19 protein-coding genes and 1 tRNA gene are annotated in these 17,184 nt (G+C 70.2%); 14 read left to right on the plus strand and 6 right to left on the minus strand.

The annotated features are described in order from the left end of the window. Positions 1–43 precede the first annotated feature (43 nt). From hemC to CRO12_RS05035, 5 genes are read left to right on the plus strand one after another with little or no spacing between them, the layout of a single operon-like run. Positions 44–952 carry a hydroxymethylbilane synthase gene (gene hemC, locus CRO12_RS05015; RefSeq protein WP_097062852.1) on the plus strand — a complete coding sequence of 303 codons (909 nt, stop codon included), beginning with the start codon at positions 44–46 and terminating at the stop codon, positions 950–952. Next, the gene (locus CRO12_RS05020) at positions 949–1,575 is read left to right on the plus strand and encodes a uroporphyrinogen-III synthase (RefSeq protein WP_097062853.1); all 627 of its coding nucleotides are present in this window, start codon (positions 949–951) and stop codon (positions 1,573–1,575) included. Before hemC ends, CRO12_RS05020 begins: the two co-directional genes overlap by 4 nt. A gap of 32 nt (positions 1,576–1,607) precedes the next feature. Beyond that, the gene (locus CRO12_RS05025) at positions 1,608–2,504 is read left to right on the plus strand and encodes a hypothetical protein (protein ID WP_097062854.1); all 897 of its coding nucleotides are present in this window, start codon (positions 1,608–1,610) and stop codon (positions 2,502–2,504) included. Between the two features lie 11 nt (positions 2,505–2,515). Continuing rightward, positions 2,516–3,700, plus strand: coding sequence for an acyl-CoA dehydrogenase (locus CRO12_RS05030; protein WP_097062855.1), 1,185 nt, complete (start codon positions 2,516–2,518; stop codon positions 3,698–3,700). Positions 3,701–3,738: 38 nt separating this feature from the next. Continuing rightward, positions 3,739–4,230: a GNAT family N-acetyltransferase gene (locus tag CRO12_RS05035; RefSeq protein WP_245858212.1), complete on the plus strand. Its 492-nt coding sequence runs from the start codon at positions 3,739–3,741 to the stop codon at positions 4,228–4,230. 69 nt (positions 4,231–4,299) lie between these two features. Here CRO12_RS05035 and CRO12_RS05040 read toward each other — a convergent pair whose 3' ends face one another. Together CRO12_RS05040 and CRO12_RS05045 are read right to left on the minus strand one after the other, a co-directional pair. Then, entirely contained in the window at positions 4,300–5,094 is a 795-nt protein-coding gene (locus CRO12_RS05040; RefSeq protein WP_097062857.1) for a DUF72 domain-containing protein, read from the minus strand. Between the two features lie 124 nt (positions 5,095–5,218). Then, a tRNA-Gly gene (locus CRO12_RS05045) sits at positions 5,219–5,293 on the minus strand. A gap of 153 nt (positions 5,294–5,446) precedes the next feature. Between CRO12_RS05045 and CRO12_RS05050 the strand changes: the two genes are divergently transcribed. Together CRO12_RS05050 and CRO12_RS05055 are read left to right on the plus strand one after the other, a co-directional pair. Next, on the plus strand, positions 5,447–6,358 hold the full coding sequence (locus tag CRO12_RS05050; RefSeq protein ID WP_097062858.1) for a tetratricopeptide repeat protein: 912 nt from the start codon (positions 5,447–5,449) through the stop codon (positions 6,356–6,358). Further along, complete coding sequence (locus CRO12_RS05055) at positions 6,355–6,972, plus strand: LON peptidase substrate-binding domain-containing protein (RefSeq protein ID WP_281253377.1); 618 nt, start codon at positions 6,355–6,357, stop codon at positions 6,970–6,972. The genes CRO12_RS05050 and CRO12_RS05055 overlap by 4 nt, the downstream gene beginning before the upstream one ends. A 33-nt stretch (positions 6,973–7,005) precedes the next feature. Here CRO12_RS05055 and CRO12_RS05060 read toward each other — a convergent pair whose 3' ends face one another. Beyond that, on the minus strand, positions 7,006–8,223 hold the full coding sequence (locus CRO12_RS05060; RefSeq protein ID WP_097062859.1) for a UbiH/UbiF/VisC/COQ6 family ubiquinone biosynthesis hydroxylase: 1,218 nt from the start codon (positions 8,221–8,223) through the stop codon (positions 7,006–7,008). Between the two features lie 101 nt (positions 8,224–8,324). Here CRO12_RS05060 and CRO12_RS05065 point away from each other — a divergent pair, with 101 nt between their 5' ends. The 5 genes from CRO12_RS05065 to CRO12_RS05085 all read left to right on the plus strand — a co-directional run bounded on the left by CRO12_RS05065 (position 8,325) and on the right by CRO12_RS05085 (position 13,897). Continuing rightward, a complete protein-coding gene (locus tag CRO12_RS05065) occupies positions 8,325–10,649 on the plus strand; it encodes an FtsK/SpoIIIE family DNA translocase (RefSeq protein WP_097062860.1) in 2,325 nt (774 codons plus the stop codon). Between the two features lie 59 nt (positions 10,650–10,708). Continuing rightward, positions 10,709–11,326: a LolA family protein gene (locus CRO12_RS05070; protein WP_097062861.1), complete on the plus strand. Its 618-nt coding sequence runs from the start codon at positions 10,709–10,711 to the stop codon at positions 11,324–11,326. 231 nt (positions 11,327–11,557) lie between these two features. Then, positions 11,558–12,346 carry an exodeoxyribonuclease III gene (locus CRO12_RS05075; protein ID WP_179640865.1) on the plus strand — a complete coding sequence of 263 codons (789 nt, stop codon included), beginning with the start codon at positions 11,558–11,560 and terminating at the stop codon, positions 12,344–12,346. After that, positions 12,343–13,395, plus strand: coding sequence for a GTP cyclohydrolase II (gene ribA, locus CRO12_RS05080; protein WP_245858213.1), 1,053 nt, complete (start codon positions 12,343–12,345; stop codon positions 13,393–13,395). Before CRO12_RS05075 ends, ribA begins: the two co-directional genes overlap by 4 nt. 1 nt (position 13,396) lies before the next feature. Continuing rightward, the gene (locus CRO12_RS05085; protein WP_179640866.1) at positions 13,397–13,897 is read left to right on the plus strand and encodes a YdcF family protein; all 501 of its coding nucleotides are present in this window, start codon (positions 13,397–13,399) and stop codon (positions 13,895–13,897) included. Here the strand turns inward: CRO12_RS05085 and CRO12_RS05090 are convergent. After that, positions 13,878–14,540: an HAD family hydrolase gene (locus CRO12_RS05090; RefSeq protein WP_097062863.1), complete on the minus strand. Its 663-nt coding sequence runs from the start codon at positions 14,538–14,540 to the stop codon at positions 13,878–13,880. The genes CRO12_RS05085 and CRO12_RS05090 overlap by 20 nt on opposite strands. Then, positions 14,540–15,205 (minus strand): YggS family pyridoxal phosphate-dependent enzyme, encoded by a 666-nt coding sequence (locus tag CRO12_RS05095; protein WP_097062864.1) that lies wholly within the window; start codon positions 15,203–15,205, stop codon positions 14,540–14,542. Before CRO12_RS05095 ends, CRO12_RS05090 begins: the two co-directional genes overlap by 1 nt. 23 nt (positions 15,206–15,228) lie before the next feature. On the opposite strand from CRO12_RS05095, the gene CRO12_RS05100 reads away from it, so the two are divergent. Continuing rightward, a complete protein-coding gene (locus tag CRO12_RS05100) occupies positions 15,229–15,789 on the plus strand; it encodes a thiamine phosphate synthase (RefSeq protein WP_097062865.1) in 561 nt (186 codons plus the stop codon). 45 nt (positions 15,790–15,834) lie between these two features. Here the strand turns inward: CRO12_RS05100 and CRO12_RS05105 are convergent, their stop codons facing one another. After that, positions 15,835–16,548, minus strand: coding sequence for a hypothetical protein (locus CRO12_RS05105; RefSeq protein ID WP_245858214.1), 714 nt, complete (start codon positions 16,546–16,548; stop codon positions 15,835–15,837). A 194-nt stretch (positions 16,549–16,742) separates the two neighbouring features. Between CRO12_RS05105 and CRO12_RS05110 the strand changes: the two genes are divergently transcribed. Continuing rightward, on the plus strand, positions 16,743–17,177 hold the full coding sequence (locus CRO12_RS05110; RefSeq protein WP_097062866.1) for a DUF3576 domain-containing protein: 435 nt from the start codon (positions 16,743–16,745) through the stop codon (positions 17,175–17,177). Positions 17,178–17,184 lie beyond the last annotated feature (7 nt).

Below are 17,184 nucleotides of genomic sequence, written 5' to 3' on the forward strand. Positions count from 1 at the left end.
GGCTGCGGCTTGTCGAAGGGCGACACCTTGGTAGAGGGGCGCGATGCTTCGTCTCGGCACTCGTGGTTCCCCGCTCGCGCTCGTGCAGGCCGGACTCGTGCGCGACGCGCTCATCGCGGCGCACGGCTGGACACGCGAGATGGTCGAGGTGGTGCCGATCCGCACAACCGGCGACCGGGTGCAGGATCGTCCGCTGGCGGAGATCGGCGGCAAGGCGCTGTGGACCAAGGAGCTCGATCGCGCACTGCTCGCACGCGAGATCGACCTTGCCGTTCACTCGATGAAGGATGTCGAGACGATCCGCCCGGACGACATCGTCATCGCCGCGACCCTGCCGCGTGCGGACGTGCGCGACCGGCTGGTCGGGGCGGAGTCGCTGGAGGCGCTGCCGCCCGGCGCGCGGATCGGCACCAGCAGCCCGCGCCGCGCGGCGCAGGTTCGCGCAATCCGCCCCGACCTTTGCCCCGTCACCTTTCGCGGCAACGTCGACACGCGGCTCGCCAAGCTCGCGGCGGGTGAGGTGGAGGCGACGCTGCTCGCCGCCGCCGGGCTGGAGCGGCTCGGTCGCCAAGACGTCGGGGTGCCGGTCTCGATTGCGGAGATGCTTCCGGCACCCGCGCAGGGCGCTGTCGGGATCGAGTGCCGGGCGGCCGACGAGCGAACCAGCGCCGTGCTCGCGGCCATCGACCATTTGCCAACCCACGCCTGCGTGCTTGCCGAGCGCGCGCTGCTCGCCGCGCTGGTCGCCGACTGCCACTCGCCGGTCGCGGCGCTCGCCCGGATCGAAGGCGGGATCCTTACCATCGACGCCGCGCTCTATGCCGCGGACGGCAGCGCGCACGTCGCCGCGCAGGAGAGCGGCGCCCCGACTGACCCGGCCGTCGCGCGGGTGCTCGCCGCCAAGCTGCTCGCTCTGGCGCCGCCGCCTATCCGGGCGTTGTTCGGCGGGTGAGCCGACCGCTCGGCGTGCTGCGGCCCGAGCCGGGCAACGCCGCGACCGCGGCGCGGATCGCGGGCCTGGGTCACCGAACGCTGCGACTACCCCTGTTCGCGGTCACGCCTGTCGCTTGGGAGGCACCAGATCCGGGCGACTTCGACGCACTGCTGCTCACCAGCGCCAACGCCGTGCGGCACGGCGGCGATCAGCTGGCAGGCCTACGGGCGCTGCCGGTCATCGCTGTCGGCGCGGCGACCGCGCGAGCGGCTCGGGACGCTGGTCTCACCGTCACGCAGATCGGCGAGGCCGGCGTCGCCGCGCTCAGGCTGCCGCCGCGCGTCCTCCATCTCGCCGGACGCGAGCATCACGCCGTACCTGAAGCCGACACCCGGATCGTCTATGACAGCGTGGCGCTCTCACCCGATTTATCCGGCCTTTCCGACGGCGTTGCGCTGGTTCACTCGCCGCGGGCGGGCGCGCGCCTGGCCAAGCTGGTGGCGGAACGACGCGGCATCGCGGTGGCCGCGATCAGCCCCGCCGCCGCGGCTGCTGCCGGCAGCGGGTGGCGCGCGATCGCGGTGGCCGACCGACCAGACGATGTAGCGACGATTGCGGCGGCGCTCACCCTCGCCGATTGACGGGCGCGCGGCGCGCGCGGATAACGCCCCGCATGACAGGCGATCCCCCGCCGGTGCCGACACCGCCGCCTTCCTTCGCGACCGCTCCTCGCCGATCACGCCGCTGGGCATGGCCGCTCGTCGCTTTCCTGCTCGGTGTCGCGACGGTCATCGTGCTGCTGCCCTACGTGCAGCGCTGGCGTGAATCGAAGGCCCCGGCGCCGGCGCCCGTCGCGGCGACGGCCGCCCAGCCGACGACGGTTACGGCCGGCGTGCCGCTGACGCTGGAGGGGTTAGCCGCGCGCGAGGCCGCACTCGACGCGCAGCTCCGCGCGATCGAAGGGCGGCTCGCGACCGCTGATGCGGGCTCGCGCACCGCGGCCGGCTACGCGACCCGGGCTGAGGGGCTGATGATCGCCTTCGCCGCGCGCCGCGCGCTCGATCGCGGGCTGGCGCTCGGCTATGTCGAGGGGCAGCTGCGCACCCGCTTCGGCGTCGACCAGCCGCAGGCGGTCGCGACCGTGATCGCGGCCGCCAACGCACCGCTTACCCGTGAAGATCTGCGGCTCGCGCTCGACACCATCGCGCCCGACCTGCAGTCATCGAGCAGGAACGCCGGCATCTGGCCCGCGCTTCGCCGCGAACTCTCCAACCTGGTCGTGCTGCGCAAGGAGACAACGCCGTCGCCCCGCGCCGCCGACCGGCTCGCCCGCGCCCGTCGCCTGCTTGATGCCGGCAATGTCGAGGCGGCACTCGCCGAAGTCGCGCGGATGCCCGGCGCCGGCGCGGCGACCAGCTGGATCGACGCCGCCAAGCGCTACAACGCCGCGCGCCGCGCGCTCGAACAGCTCGAACTCGCCGCGATCTCGGGCGGCGGTGCGATCCAGCCCGCCGCCCCCCCGGTCGCGGCAGCGGGTGCCAGCGCCGTCGCACCGCTTCCCGGCCTCTGAGGATATCACCCATGGCAGGCACCGCCCGCTTCGACTGGCAGGACCCGTTCGCGCTTGACGCGCAGCTGACCGACGAGGAGCGGATGGTGCGCGACGCCGCGCACGCCTACGCCCGCGAACGCCTGCTGCCGCGTGTCACCCGTGCCTTTCTGGACGAGCAGTTCGACCGTGCGATCATGCGCGAGATGGGAGAGCTAGGCCTGCTCGGCGCGACGATCCCTGCCGAGTACGGCGGCGCCGGCCTGGGCTATGTCGCCTATGGGCTCGTGGCGCGCGAGGTGGAGGCGGTCGACTCCGGCTATCGCTCGGCGATGAGCGTTCAGTCGAGCCTCGTCATGTTCCCTATCCACGCCTATGGCAGCGAGGAGCAGCGACGGAAGTACCTGCCCGGGCTCGCGAGCGGCGAGCTGGTCGGCTGCTTCGGCCTGACCGAGCCCGATGCCGGCTCCGATCCCGGCGGCATGCGCACCCGCGCGGAGCGGATCGATGGCGGCTACCGCCTGTCGGGCGCCAAGATGTGGATCACCAACGCCCCGATCGCGGACGTGTTCGTCGTCTGGGCGAAGTCGGACGCGCACGACGGCAAGATCCGCGGCTTCGTGCTGGAGCGGGGCATGGCCGGGCTCTCCACTCCGACGATCGAAGGCAAGCTGTCGCTCCGCGCCTCGGTCACGGGCGAGATCGTGATGGACGGGGTGGAGGTCGGCGAAGACGCGCTGCTGCCGAACGTCGAGGGGCTGAAGGGGCCGTTCGGCTGCCTCAACCGCGCGCGCTACGGCATCGCCTGGGGCACGATGGGCGCGGCCGAGTTCTGCCTGGAGGCGACACGGCGCTACACGCTCGACCGCCAGCAGTTTGGGGTCCCGCTCGCCTCCAAGCAGCTGGTTCAACTGAAGCTCGCCAACATGGAAACAGAGATCGCGCTCGGTCTGCAGGCGGCGCTGCGCTGCGGCCGGCTGTTCGACGAGGGCGCGCTGGCGCCGGAAGCCATCTCCATCATCAAGCGCAACAACTGCGGCAAGGCGCTCGACATCGCCCGGGTCGCGCGCGACATGCACGGCGGCAACGGCATCTCGGCGGAGTTCCACGTCATGCGCCACGCGATCAACCTGGAAACCGTCAACACTTATGAGGGCACGCACGACGTCCACGGCCTGATCCTCGGCCGCGCGATCACGGGGCTATCTGCCTTCTGACCAAGCCCGATCGCCAGCCGGTGCTGGAGGGCGCGCTGGTGCGCCTCCGTCCGTCGACGCGAGCCGACTGGGGCGCCCTGTTCACCGTAGCCGCCGACCCGCTGCTCTGGGCTGTACACCCGGCGCACGATCGCTGGCAGGAGCCCGTGTTCCGCGCCTACTTCGAGGCGGGTATCGCCAGCGGCGGCGCACTGACGATCATCGATCGGGCGGGCGACACCGTGATCGGGTCGTCGCGGTTCGACAACTGGAACGCGGACGCGGACGAAATCGAGATCGGCTGGACCTATCTCGCGCGCTCGCACTGGGGCGGGGCGTACAATCGGGAGGTCAAGCGGCTGATGCTCGACCACATCCTTCAGTACGTCGGCACGGTGGTCTTCACCGTCGGCGTCAACAACATCCGATCGCGCCGCGCGGTGGAGAAGATCGGCGGGCGGGTGCGGCCCGGCACGGTCGATCGGCTCATGGCCGGCGAACTGAAGCCGCACGTCATCTACGAGATACAGCGACCACGTACTCCCGCGTAGGCGGGAGTCCAGGATCACCTGCGCGTCACTTGCGGCCTTAGGCTCCCGCCGCTGCGGGAGCACAGTTCGCTACAGCCGGCCGATCAGCGCCTGCGCGGCTGCTGGATTGCGCACCTTGGCGCCGCTGATGAAGAACATAAAGGTGTCGCGCGGTACGGCGGCGGCGTCACGCGAGACATAGGGCAGGCCGTCAGGCTCCCCGCCTGCCGCCCACGCCTTCGCCATGGCCGCCCACCCGTCGAGCACGTCGGGCGCGTAGCCGAGCGGCTCCTCCTCGACCGCCGACTCGATCCGCGCGTAGACGAAAGGGCCGGTCACGTCCGCGATCGCCGGGTACTCGGTGGAGTCGGCGAAGACGATCGCCACGCCCGCCGTGCGGCACATGGCGACGAAGACCGGATCGGCGAAGCTCTCGTGCCGGACCTGCACCGCGTGGCGCAGCTCCACCCCCGCCTCGCTGCTGGGCAGCAGCTGGAGGAAGGCGGCGAAATCGTCCGCGTCGAACTTCTTGGTCGCCATGAACTGCCACAGGATCGGCCCGAGCTTGTCGCCGAGCTCGACAATGCCCTGCCGCACGAACTTCTCGACCGACGGACCCGCCTCCGCCAGCACCTTGCGATTGGTGCAGAAGCGGGATGCCTTGAGCGTGAAGACGAAACCCTCAGGCGCAGTGTCGCGCCAGGTGGCGAACGTCGCCGGCTTGAAGCCGGAGTAGTAGGTACCGTTGATCTCGATCGCGGTCAGGTGGCGTGACGCGTATTCGAGCTCGCGCTTGATTGGCCAGTGCTCGGGATAGAAGGCGCCGCCGCGCCACGGCTCGAAGGTCCAGCCGCCGATGCCGACGCGAATCATGGGAGAGGTCATGGAGCGGGTATAGCGAGGCCGAAGCGCCGCGGCGAAGCCATGTCGCCGGTGGGCGCCTGAAGCGCCGCCGGCCGGGCCGCTGCGACTATATCGGTGCTGACGCCGCTGCACCTCGTGCAGCGGCTGGAGCGGGCGAAGGGATTCGAACCCTCGACCCCAACCTTGGCAAGGTTGTGCTCTACCCCTGAGCTACGCCCGCTCTGGCGTGGCCCCGATCAGGGTCGGGGCGGGTGGAGGCGGGCCATTAGCAACGCCTTTTCGCCTCCGCAACCCCTTTCCTGCGCGCGGTGGCCCTTGGCGTCGCGGCGGAGACGCGCCACATAGGCGGCTCCTATCCGATCGGAGCAGCAGCTTGGCGACCCTTGGTCTATCCCCCAACGACAAGGAGGCGGTTGAGCAGTTCCGCCGCGACGTGGTCGAGCCGTCGATGACCAAGCTGGTCATCATCGACTTCTGGGCCGAGTGGTGCGGGCCGTGCAAGGCGCTCGGGCCCGTGCTGGAGAAGGTCGCCGCCGAGTACGCCGACCGCGGCGTGGTGCTCGCCAAGATCGACGTGGACGCGAACAAGTTCATCGCGTCCCAGTTCCAGATCCGCTCGATCCCGACCGTCTACGCGATGTTCCAGGGCCAGCTGGCGGCCGACCTGACCAACGCCCGCACCGAATCGCAGCTGAAGGCGATCATCGACCAGTTGTTGAAACAGCTGCCGATCGAGAGCGATGCGGCCGCGCAGGAGGCGGAGCTCGAGCCGCTGATCGCGATGGCGGAAGAGGTGCTGGGCGCCGGCGACGCGGCGCGGGCGCTCTCCATCTTCGATCAGCTAACGGAAATGGCACCCGACCACGCCGTGGTCGCGGCGGGGCGCGCGCGAGCCCTGATCGCGCTGGGACGACACGAGGAGGCGCAGGCGGCGATCGCCGGGCTGCCGGCGGACGCGGCCAAGCTGCCAGAGGTCGTGCGGGCGCGCTCGGCCATCGAGCTTGCGCTGGTCGCCGCACCGGTCGGCGACCTCGCCGCGCTGACGGAGGAGGTCGCTGCCAACCCGGGCGACATGGACGCGCGGCTCCGCCTCGCCAATGGTCAGATGGCGGCGGGTGACCGTGATGGTGCGGCGGCGACGCTGCTCGCGATGATCGCCGATGACCGCGACTGGAACGAGGCGGCCGCGCGCACGCAGCTGCTCAAGCTGTTCGAGGCGGTCGGGCTGGAGGATCCGTGGGTCTCGGCGCAACGTCGCAAATTGTCTGCGATCCTGTTCGGGTGAGCACCGCCGACACCACCAGGCTGTCGATCTTTCCGCTTCCCGGCGCGCTGCTGTTCCCGCGCATGCACCTGCCGCTCCACATCTTCGAGCCGCGCTACCGCGCGATGGTGACCGATGCGGTCGCCCGCGACCGGCGGATCGCGATGATTCAGCCGCGCGGGCCCGGCGACCCTCCACCGCTGTTCGAGGTCGGCTGCGTCGGGCGGATCGCGGAGATCGAGGCGCTGCCGGACGGCCGCTTCGACATCGTGCTGGAAGGATTGGCGCGGTTCCGGATGGTCCGCGAACTCGACGTGACCACGCCGTTCCGCCAGGTCGAAGCGGTGCTGCTGCCGGCCGCCGCGCCCGAAACCCTCAGCCTGGGCGAACGCGCCGCCGTCGAGAGCGAGGCCCGACGCTTCGCCGACACCGGCGGCTACGCGGTCGACTGGGAGGCGGTGAGCCGCCTGGACGATGAGTCGCTGGTCAACGGCATCGCCCAGATCGCGCCCTTTGATCCCGCGGCCAAACAGGCCCTGCTCGAGGCCGAGACGCTGTCCGACCGCGCCGAGCTGACAATTCAGCTGATGAGCTTCTTCGGCCGCCACGACGACGAGAGCGGGACGCTTCAGTAAGTCGCGCCGCGCGACTTACGTCCGCGCAGAGGATCAGACCCGCAGTCCCGACAGCAGCCTGGGAACCTGCCCGCTCTCGCCGCGGGCCTCCGCCATGAAGCGGTCCTTGAGTGCGGGCAGGCGCTGCACCGCCGACAAGCCGAACCGGCGCACCGCGTTGGCGGTTCGCCCGGGCACGCCGAACAGGCGGGTCAGCCCGTCGGTCGCGACCGCGACCATGAAGGTATCCAGGCTGCGCCACCGCTCGTACCGCGCGAGCAGTTGCGCGTCGCCGAGATCGAGCCCGGTCCGCTTGCCCTCGACCAGCACCTCCACCAGCGTCGCCACGTCGCGGAAGCCGACGTTAACGCCCTGGCCTGCGATCGGATGAATACCGTGGGCGGCGTCGCCGACCAGCGCCAGCCGCTCGGCGGTGATCGTCGCGGCGTGATGAAAGCCGATCGGGTAGCTCGACCGGCGGGTCAGGCCGGACAGGCGGCCGAGGAACCCGCCCATGCGCACCTCCGCCTCGTGCAGCCAGCCGCGGTCGGACAGCTTCATCAGCCCCGCCGCTTGCGCCGCGGGTACCGACCACACGATCGCCGAGCGGTGCCCGTCCGCGTCGTCGACCAGCGGCAGCAGCGCGAACGGCCCGGTCGGGTAGAAGATTTCGTACGCGACGTTCTCGTGGCTGTGCTCGTGGTGGAAGGTCGAAACCATCGCCGCGTGCTCATAGGTCCAGCGCGCCACCGCGAGCCCGGCCGCCTCGCGCGTCGGCGAGTTCCGCCCCTCCGCCGCGATCAGCAGCGGCGCACGGACGGTGGTGCCGTCGCTCAGCATCGCGACCACGCCGCCGGCGCCGCGATCAACGGACAGCGCGCGCGTGTTCATGCGCAGGTCCACGAGAGGCGCGGCGTCGGCGGCCTCGATCAGCGCGCGGCGCAGGTGCCGGTTCTCGACCATGTGGCCGAGCGGGTCGCCGTCCTCGCCTGGTTCGAAGTCGAGCGCGCCGGGCTTCAGCCCGTCGGACACCCGGATGCCCTCAATCGGGCAGGTCACGCCAGCGAGGCGCGGCCACACGCCGATCGCCTGCAGCATCCGGTGCGGCGCGCTGGCGATCGCGGAGGCGCGGCCGTCGAACTCGGCCGCCAGAATCGTCTCGCGATCGGCAATGTCGATGATGACGGAGGAGAGGCCGTGCGCGTCGAGCGCGACACCCAGGCTGCTGCCGACCAGTCCGCCGCCGAGGATCAGGACGTCTGCGTGTTCCATGTATCCGCGCTAGCCTAGCCGGGCGCGCGCGACAATGCCGCTGCCTTGACGCCACACCGTAGGATCGGGACAATGCGCGAACATCCGGGGTGAGAACTGACATGGCAAGCCGCGCGGCGCCGTTCCTGTGGCGCGACACGATGAAGGCGGGCGCACGGCGCAGCGGCGCGATGCTGGGCGCGGTCGCGATCCTGCTGGCAACGCTTGCGGTCGCGCTTGCGCTCGCCAGCTATCATCCGAGCGATCCGTCGCTCAACACCGCAGCGGCCGGTCCGGTTCGGAACCTGATGGGGCCACCGGGCGCGATGCTCGCCGACCTGCTCCTGACCCTGGCGGGTCCCGCGATCGCGCTGATGTTGCCGCTGGGGCTGGTCTTCGCGAGCCGGCTGTGGCGCGACGTGCCGCTCGGCCGCTGGGTGCGGATGACCCGTACTACCGCGATCGGCGTGGCGCTGATGGCGAGCGCCTTTGCCTTCATCTCCTCCAGCTCCGTTCTGTCGCTGCCCGGCGGATGGGGCGGCGTCATCGGGCTGGCGGTCGCCGACGCGGCGACCTGGGCAATCGCGTTCATCGGACAGGAAACGGCGGTGCGGTGGATCGAGCGGGTGGTCGGCCTCGCGCTCGGCATCGGCGGCATCGTTGTTTGGGGCCGCGGCATCAACATCGACCTGCCAGAACGACGACTCGCCTTGCCCCGCTTAGGGCGGCGCGAGCGGGAGGAGGATGCGCCCGCCCCGCGTCCGGTGCCGGTCGACCTGAACGATGACGACACCGCGCCGGCGGCCCCGCCGCCGCCGCTGCCGCGCAAGGTCGCGGTGCCGAACGACCGTCCCGGCCCGGTGATCGCCGACCGTCAGGTCGCTCCCGCGCCGGCGAAGCGCGAAGAGCGGCAGAGCTCGCTCGATCTGCGCGACAATTTCAAGCTGCCGCCGCTCGACCTGCTCAAACCCGCGCCGCCGAGCGCCAATCCGACGGTCGACAAGGCCTCGCTGGAGCGCAATGCGCGGCTGCTCGAGAGCGTGCTCGACGACTTTCACGTCAAGGGCGCGATCGTGGAGGTGCGTCCGGGGCCGGTCGTCACCATGTACGAGCTGGAGCCGGCGCCCGGCATCAAGGCGACCCGCGTGATCGCGCTCGCGGACGATATCGCGCGCAACATGTCCGCGATTTCCGCCCGCGTCGCGACCATCCCGGGTCGCACAGTGATCGGCATCGAGCTCCCCAATGCCCGGCGTGAGGCGGTGTCGCTCCACGAGCTGATCGGTTCCGACGCGTTCGACCAGGCGCAGGGCCTGCCGATCGTGCTCGGCAAGAACATCGCGGGTGACCCGGTCGTCGCCGATCTCGCGCCCATGCCGCACCTGCTGGTCGCGGGGACGACCGGGTCGGGCAAGTCGGTGGGCCTCAACTCGATGATCGTGTCGCTGCTCTACCGGCTCACGCCCGACCAGTGCCGCCTGATCATGATCGACCCGAAGATGCTGGAGCTCAGCATCTACAAGGGCATCCCCCACCTGCTCGCCGACGTGGTGACCGAGCCGCCGAAGGCGGTGCGCGCGCTGAAATGGGCCGTCGAGCAGATGGAGGACCGCTACCGCATGATGGCGAGCGTCAACGTCCGCGGGCTCGCCAGCTTCAACGAGAAGGTCCGCGCCGCCAAGGCCAAGGGCCAGACGCTCGGGCGCAAGGTCCACGTCGGCTACGACGACAACGGCAAGCCGCTGTACGAGGAGGAGACGCTCGACCTGTCCCCGCTGCCGCAGATCGTCGTGATCGTCGACGAGCTCGCCGACCTGATGATGACCGCGGGCAAGGAGGTCGAGTTCCTGATCCAGCGCCTGGCGCAGAAGGCGCGCGCGGCGGGCATCCACCTGATCATGGCAACGCAGCGCCCATCGGTCGACGTCATCACCGGCGTGATCAAGGCGAACCTGCCGACCCGCATCTCCTTCCACGTCACGTCCAAGATCGATTCCCGCACGATCCTGGGCGAGCAGGGCGCCGAGCAGCTGCTGGGCAAGGGCGACATGCTCTACATGCCGGGCGGCAAGGGCACCGCGCGCGTCCACGGGCCCTTCGTTTCGGACGACGAAGTCCAGGCCGTCGCCGACTTCTGGCGCGCGCAGGGCGAACCCGACTATATCGACGCGGTCACCAACGAGCCCGACGGCGACGGCGGCTTCAGCCTGGAAGGCGCGCCGAGCGGCGACGACAATCCGGAGGACCAGCTCTACCGCAAGGCGATCCAGCACGTCGCGCAGAGCCAGAAGGCATCGACCAGCTGGCTCCAGCGCCAGATGCGGATCGGCTACAACTCCGCCGCGCGGCTGATCGAGCGAATGGAGACTGACGGCCTGGTCGGCCGCCCCGACCACGTCGGCCGCCGCGAGGTGCTGATGGACGAGGACGGCCGCCCGCTGGCGTGACCACGCCGGAACGCCACGGGTTCACGCCGCGTTCAATCCGGCCCGAGCACAGGACGCCCATGATCAAGAGCTTGTTTTCCGCCGCCGCCGCGGCGGTCGTCGTTGCCGCGCCGGTGCAGGCACAGTCTGCGCAAACCGACCTGCAACAGGTGCAGCGACACCTGGCAGGCGTGACGACGATGACGGCTGCGTTCACCCAGACGGACCGGGCGGGCAAGGTGCTGACCGGCACGATGACGCTGAAGCGCCCGGGCAAGATCCGCTTCCAGTACGAAAAGGGCGTGCCGATCCTGATCGTCGGCGACGGCAAGTCGCTCCACTTTATCGACTATTCGGTACGTCAGGTGTCGCGTTGGCCGATCGGCAACTCGCCACTGGGCGTGCTGCTCGATCCGACCAAGGACATCTCACGCTTCGCGACCGTCCAGCCGACCGCCAACCCCGAGGTGCTGAGCGTGGAGGTGCGCGACCCGAAGCATCCCGAGTTCGGGCGCATCACGCTGGTCTTCAACAAGGCGGCAAGCGGCCCGGCCGGATTGGTTCTCCAGGGCTGGGTTGCGCTCGATGCGCAGAACAACCGCACCACCATCCGCCTCAATCGCCAGCAGTTCGGCGCGCCCGTGAGCGACGGAACGTTCCGCTGGAACGATCCGCGGAGGAGTGGTCGCCAAGGTTGAGCCGAATCGAGCGGCGTGTTCATCTGAGCGACAGGTTAGCGTGCTAGGGCAATATGTGCGGAGCGGGGCCCTGTATTCGGGATTTCCCCCTGTTGCCCGGATTGATCCGGTTCCCGTTCCCGCCTGCGTGACCAACACCAGGTCGGCCCTCGCTCCATGCCCCCGGAGCGGGGGCCTTTTCACGTCCGGCCCTTTGCGCGGCGGCAGCGCGACCGCTACATCGCCCGGCGCATGACGCTGTCCATCGCCTCCTGGAACATCAACTCGGTCCGCTTCCGCATCGATGCCGTCGAGCGCTTCCTTCGGGAAGAGTCACCCGACATCCTGTGCCTGCAGGAGACCAAGGTGATCGACGGCGATTTCCCTGCCGCACCCTTTCGCGCGCTCGGCTACGAGCACTTGGTCATCAACGGCCAGCGGATGCACCACGGCGTCGCGATCATCAGCCGGGTGCCGCTCAGCGCCGACGACCGGCTCGACTGGCAGGCGAACGGGGAAGCGCGCCACGTCGGCGTCCGACTGGAGAACGGGCTCAGGCTAGAGAATGTCTACGTGCCGGCCGGCGGCGACGTGCCCGATCGCGAATTGAACCCCAAGTTCGGGCAGAAACTCGACTTCCTCGAGCGCATGACCGCCTGGTCGGCGGCGCTGGACGTGCCGACGCTGCTGGTGGGCGACTTCAACGTCGCCCCGCTCGAATCGGACGTCTGGAACCACAAGGCGCTGCTCGATGTCGTCAGCCACACACCGATCGAGGTGGAGGCGCTTGCCCGGCTACAGACAGCGCACGGGTGGGTCGATCTCGGCCGCCGCTTCTACCCCGCGCCGCAGCGCCTCCACACCTGGTGGAGTTACCGCGCCAAAGACTGGGCGCTGTCCGACCGCGGGCGACGGCTCGACCACATGTGGGCGAGCCCGGCGATCGCCGACAGGGCGGTCGCGCACCGCGTATGCGAGCCGTGCCGGAGCTGGCTGAAGCCGAGCGATCATGTGCCGCTCGTCACCGAGTTCGATCTGTGAGCGACCCGCGAGCAGCCGCCCGCGCAATCGATGCGCTGCGGCGCGGTTGGCCAATCGCGATCGACGGATTGTCGATGCTCGCGATCGAGACCGCCGATCCGGTCCGGCTGGCCGACTTCGATCCGGCGGAGCGCGCCGCGGTGCTGCTGTCGGCCGGTCGCGCGGCGACACTGAAGCTCGGCAATCAGCTCGACGCGGCGGTCGCGCCCGACGCCCCGGTCCTTCTCGAACGCGCACCGTGGCTCGACTTCGCGGCCGCAACCGCGCTCGCCGATCCGCAGCGTGATCTTGCGACGCCGCTCAAGGGACCCTTCCGCGCGATCCCGGTCGGTCCGCCGGCACCTGCTGAGGCGGCGCTGCGCTTCGCCCGCATTGCGGGGCTGCTTCCCGCCTTCTTCGTTCGGGAGGACGGCCCGGCGGACGTATCGCTGACGGTCGCCGACATCGACGCCCACGAGGATGCGTCGCGGCTCCGCATCGCGACCCGCGCGCGCCTGCCGATCGCGGCGGCGGAAGCAGCGGAGATCGTCGCCTTCCGCACGCCGGAGGCCGCGGGCGAGCATGTTGCGCTCCTTATCGGCCAGCCAGATGGGACGCCGCCGCTCGTCCGGCTCCACAGCGAGTGTCTGACCGGCGACGTGCTCGGCAGCCTGAAGTGCGACTGCGGGCCGCAGCTCCACGAAGCGCTGCGCCGCATCGAGGGGGCGGGCTGGGGCATCCTGCTCTACCTGCGCCAGGAAGGACGCGGGATCGGACTGGTCAACAAGCTCAGGGCCTATGCGCTGCAGGACCAGGGCTTCGACACCGTCGATGCCAACATCCGGCTCGGCTTCGCGGTCGACGCGCGCGACTTTGCGGTCGCCGCGCAGATGCTCGCGCTGCTCGGACAGCGACGGATCCAATTGCTGACCAACAATCCGGCCAAGGCTGCGACACTCGCCAGCCACGGTATCGAAGTGGTCGAGCGCGTGCCGATCGCGCTTGCCGCCAATCCGCACAACCAGCGCTATCTCGCGACCAAGCGCGACCGGACCGGCCACCAGCTGTGACGTGCGCACGCTGATCGTCGTGTTCGGCGCGGCGGTGTGGGCAGGCGGACGCGCCAGTCCGACGCTCGCCCGCCGGACCCGCTACGCGCTCGCCGCGGCACGCGCCGATCCCTCAAGCGCGCTGTTCCTGTCGGGCGCGGAGGGTCGCTTCCCCCCGAGCGAAGCGCGGGTCATGGCGTCACTGATCGGCGATGCGGTGCCGCCGGACCGCCTGCACCTGGATGAGGCGAGCCGCGACACGCTGCAGACGGTGCTTGCGGCCACGGCCTACGCGCACGCCGGTGGACACGACCGGATCGTCGCCTGCACCGATCGGTACCATCTGCCACGCGTGCTGATGCTGTTCCGCCTGTGCGGCTTGCGTGCTGAGCCACTCCGCTTCGCGCGCGCCGATCTGGCGAGCCTTTCAACCTACCGCCGGCGGATGGCGCTACGCGAGGCGGCGGCGCTGCCCTATGACCTCGTCGCGGGATTATGGGCGCTCAGACGAGCAGGTCGCTGACCGTGGCGAAGTCGGCCGCGACCGCGTCCACGCCGATTGCCTTCAGCCGCTCGGCATGCCCGACGCCGCAGTGGCTGCCGGCGCACAGCCCGATGACATAGGCACCCGACGCGACCGCACCCGTCGCGCCAACCGGCGAGTCCTCGATGATGGCGCAATCCGCGATGTCGATGCCGAGCTGGGCAGCCCCGTAGAGGTACAGGTCGGGCGCCGGCTTTCCGCGCGCGACATGCTCCTTGCCCGAGTAGATGTGCGGCTCGAACGCGGCGCGCAGGCCGATGTGGTCGAGGTGCGCACGGATCCATGCGGTGCTGCTCGACGACACGATCGCCTTCGGCACCGTCGGCGGCAGCGAGCGGACGAAGGCGACCGCGCCGGCCACTTCGCCAACCCCCTCGCGCATGGTACGATCGTTCTCCAGCTTGCGCGCAGCGGCGAAATCGTCCGGAAGCGTCCGCCCGATCCAGCGCTCGACCGCACCGATGAAGTCCGCGCCGGCCAGTCCCATGAAGTGCGCCATCGACTCCTCGGCGCTGGTAGGATGACCGATGCCGCTCAGATAGTCGGCGATGTGGCGGTTGCCGGCCGCCTCGCTCTCGATCAGCACGCCGTCGAAGTCGAACAGAATCGCCTTGAACAGCATCAGCGAGCCCCAAACAGCGCGGTGCCTACCCGCACGTGGGTCGCGCCGATCGTCACCGCGGTCTCGACATCGCCCGACATCCCCATGCTGAGCTCGGCCAGCCCATGATCCCGCGCCAGCTTGGCCAGCAACGCGAAATAGGGCGCGGGCTCGACGCCGGCCGGGGGCACCGCCATCAAGCCAGCGACCGGCAGCGCCGCTTGCCGCGCCTCACCGAGCAGCGCCGGCAGGTCCGCGGTAGGGCAGCCGCCCTTTTGTGGTTCGTCGCCGATGTTGACCTGGATGAAGCAGGGAGGCCGCCGATCCGCGGCGTCCATCGCCTTCGCCAATGCGGTCACGAGCGATGACCGATCGACCGAGTGGATCGCGTCGAACAGCGCGACCGCATCGCCGGCCTTGTTCGATTGCAGCTGCCCGACCAGATGCAGCGCGATCCCCGCCGTTTCGCCTCGGAGCGCCGGCCACTTGCCCTGCGCCTCCTGCACCCTGTTCTCTCCGAACACCCGCTGTCCCGCGGCGATCAGCGGACGGATCGCCGCGGCGTCGTGAGTCTTCGACACCGCGATCAGCGTCACTTCCTCGGCCGCGCGCCCGGCCACCCGCGTGGCGCGGGCGATCTGGTCCTGAACGGCATGGAGGCGACCGGCGGCATCGTCGTGGAGCATCGCGCGCGCTATAGGCGAGGGCGATGCCATCCCGCCACCCCGTGCCGCGCCGCTGGCTGTTCGTCGACGACCGGCTGGGTAACGGCCTCTGGTGCGCGCTGCGGCGCCTGCCGCCGGGGAGCGGCGTCGTGTTCCGCGCGCGTGATCGGGCGGGTGAGGCACGCTACGTCCGGGTACGCCGGATCGCGCGAGCGCGGCGGCTGGTGCTGCTGAGCGCGGACAGCAAACGAGCGGGCGCCGCGGGCGTACATAATGGGTTAGGACCAGGGCTGCGGTCGCGTTCGGTGCACGATCGCCGCGAGTTGCTGGCCGCGCGGCGAGCGATCGCCGACCTGATCTTCGTGTCGCCGGTGTTCGCGACCCGATCGCATCCGGAGGCGGCAGTGCTGGGGCCGCACGGGTTCGCGTGGCTGGCGCGCGGATCGGCGATCCCGGTAATTGCGCTCGGCGGCATGACCGAGCGGCGTTGGCGACGCCTACCTGACGCGCATGGTTGGGCGGGAATCGACGCGTGGGTCGGTTCGTCAGGCCAGCGAACGCTGACAGCCCTTAGTGGAGCTCGGCCGCAAGAGATCGAGCCTTAGCTTGGACGACGGACAGGTGAAGCGAGCGCCAGACGCTCGCCGATTTCAGAACCGGAACGCGGTTCCGACGTAGACCGACTGGCTGTCGCGGCGATCATCGGTCAGCTGCGGCAGGCGCTCACGATCGGACCGGTAACGGACGCCGGCCGTGACATCGAGATTGCGGGTGATCTTGTACGCGCCGCCGGCTTCAAGCGAGTAGCTCGGCGTTTCGGCGAGCAGGCGCGGCTGGTTGGCAAGCGGGCGGACCGCCTCCGCCTTCACCCGCGCGCCGAAGCTGCGACCGGTGTAGCTGATCCCGAGGTCAGCCGACTCGCGGCTGCCCGGCTGACCCGCAAGGTCGACCTTGGTCAGCTCGCTGGAGAGCGCAAACCGCTTCCAACCAACTGCGACGCCCAGGTTATAGGCGATCGGGGCCAACGCGACCGGCGAGGGCGCGGCGACACGCTCACCAAGCGCCGCCGGTGTCCGGTTGGACCGCGCCCGAACCGCCACCGTCACCGCGCGCGATGCCTTCTCGGTCGCGCCCGATGGCGTGAAGCGGAAGCCGGATGCGGAGAGACCCGCACGCGCCAGGGCGGCGGCAAGCTTCGGATCACCGGCGGAGGGCGTGAACCCGCCCAGCCCGCCTCCCACGCCGGCGGGGGCGGCACGCGCGGTCAATCGGCCCTCGTCCGCGCCGATCGCAGGCGCGACGCCGGCCACCACAGCAAGCGCTGCAGCGACACCGATCCCGACAATGGTGCGCGTTGCGACCACGAAGACTCCTCCACCCGGAAAAGAGCGCTACCATGATTCGGTTGCACCTATCCACCGCAGGGAATCTTTTCCCCTGACAGTGTTGCACCTTATCCACAGGTGGCCGCGCCGGGCAGCCGGCGCTTGCGGCACACCGGCCACCATCTATAGAGGCGTGTCGCTCCACTCGCGTCGACCTGTTTAGGACCTGCTTGATGTTCACCGCACCGCGTGTCGCCGTCCTCAGCCTCGCTCTGCTCGCCCTTGCTGCGTGCGGCCGCGGCGGCAACCGGCCGAACGCCGACCTCGCGGCGTCGCAGGTCACGACCATCGGCGTGAACAGCTATCTGTGGCGCGCCAGCCTCGACACGGTCAGCTTCATGCCGCTACTTCAGACCGATTCGAACGGCGGCGTGATCGTCACCGACTGGTACACCAACCCCAACTCACCGACCGAGCGGATGAAGGTGACGGTCACGATCCTCGACCAGGATCTGCGCGCCGATGCGGTTCGGGTCGCGGCGCTGCGCCAGGTCAATCAGGGCGGCCAGTGGATCGCCGCGCCGGTCCAGGCGGCGACGGTTCAGAAGCTCGAGGACATCATCCTCACCCGCGCGCGCGACCTGCGCCGCGGGGCCATCGTCAACTGATCAGCGC

The sequence above is a fragment of the Sphingomonas guangdongensis genome (genome assembly GCF_900199185.1).
In the GTDB taxonomy this organism is placed as follows: domain Bacteria; phylum Pseudomonadota; class Alphaproteobacteria; order Sphingomonadales; family Sphingomonadaceae; genus Sphingomonas; species Sphingomonas guangdongensis.

Bases quoted from the DNA above. Each gene is read 5' to 3' on its own strand.
- CRO12_RS05110 (WP_097062866.1), top strand. From the start codon at position 16,743: ATGTTCACCGCACCGCGTGTCGCCGTCCTCAGCCTCGCTCTGCTCGCC.
- CRO12_RS05075 (WP_179640865.1), top strand. From the start codon at position 11,558: ATGACGCTGTCCATCGCCTCCTGGAACATCAACTCGGTCCGCTTCCGC.
- CRO12_RS05090 (WP_097062863.1), bottom strand. From the start codon at position 14,540: ATGCTGTTCAAGGCGATTCTGTTCGACTTCGACGGCGTGCTGATCGAG.
- CRO12_RS05070 (WP_097062861.1), top strand. From the start codon at position 10,709: ATGATCAAGAGCTTGTTTTCCGCCGCCGCCGCGGCGGTCGTCGTTGCC.
- CRO12_RS05065 (WP_097062860.1), top strand. From the start codon at position 8,325: ATGGCAAGCCGCGCGGCGCCGTTCCTGTGGCGCGACACGATGAAGGCG.
- CRO12_RS05025 (WP_097062854.1), top strand. From the start codon at position 1,608: ATGACAGGCGATCCCCCGCCGGTGCCGACACCGCCGCCTTCCTTCGCG.
- CRO12_RS05095 (WP_097062864.1), bottom strand. From the start codon at position 15,205: ATGCTCCACGACGATGCCGCCGGTCGCCTCCATGCCGTTCAGGACCAG.
- CRO12_RS05040 (WP_097062857.1), bottom strand. From the start codon at position 5,094: ATGACCTCTCCCATGATTCGCGTCGGCATCGGCGGCTGGACCTTCGAG.
- CRO12_RS05030 (WP_097062855.1), top strand. From the start codon at position 2,516: ATGGCAGGCACCGCCCGCTTCGACTGGCAGGACCCGTTCGCGCTTGAC.
- CRO12_RS05060 (WP_097062859.1), bottom strand. From the start codon at position 8,223: ATGGAACACGCAGACGTCCTGATCCTCGGCGGCGGACTGGTCGGCAGC.
- hemC (WP_097062852.1), top strand. From the start codon at position 44: ATGCTTCGTCTCGGCACTCGTGGTTCCCCGCTCGCGCTCGTGCAGGCC.
- CRO12_RS05100 (WP_097062865.1), top strand. From the start codon at position 15,229: ATGCCATCCCGCCACCCCGTGCCGCGCCGCTGGCTGTTCGTCGACGAC.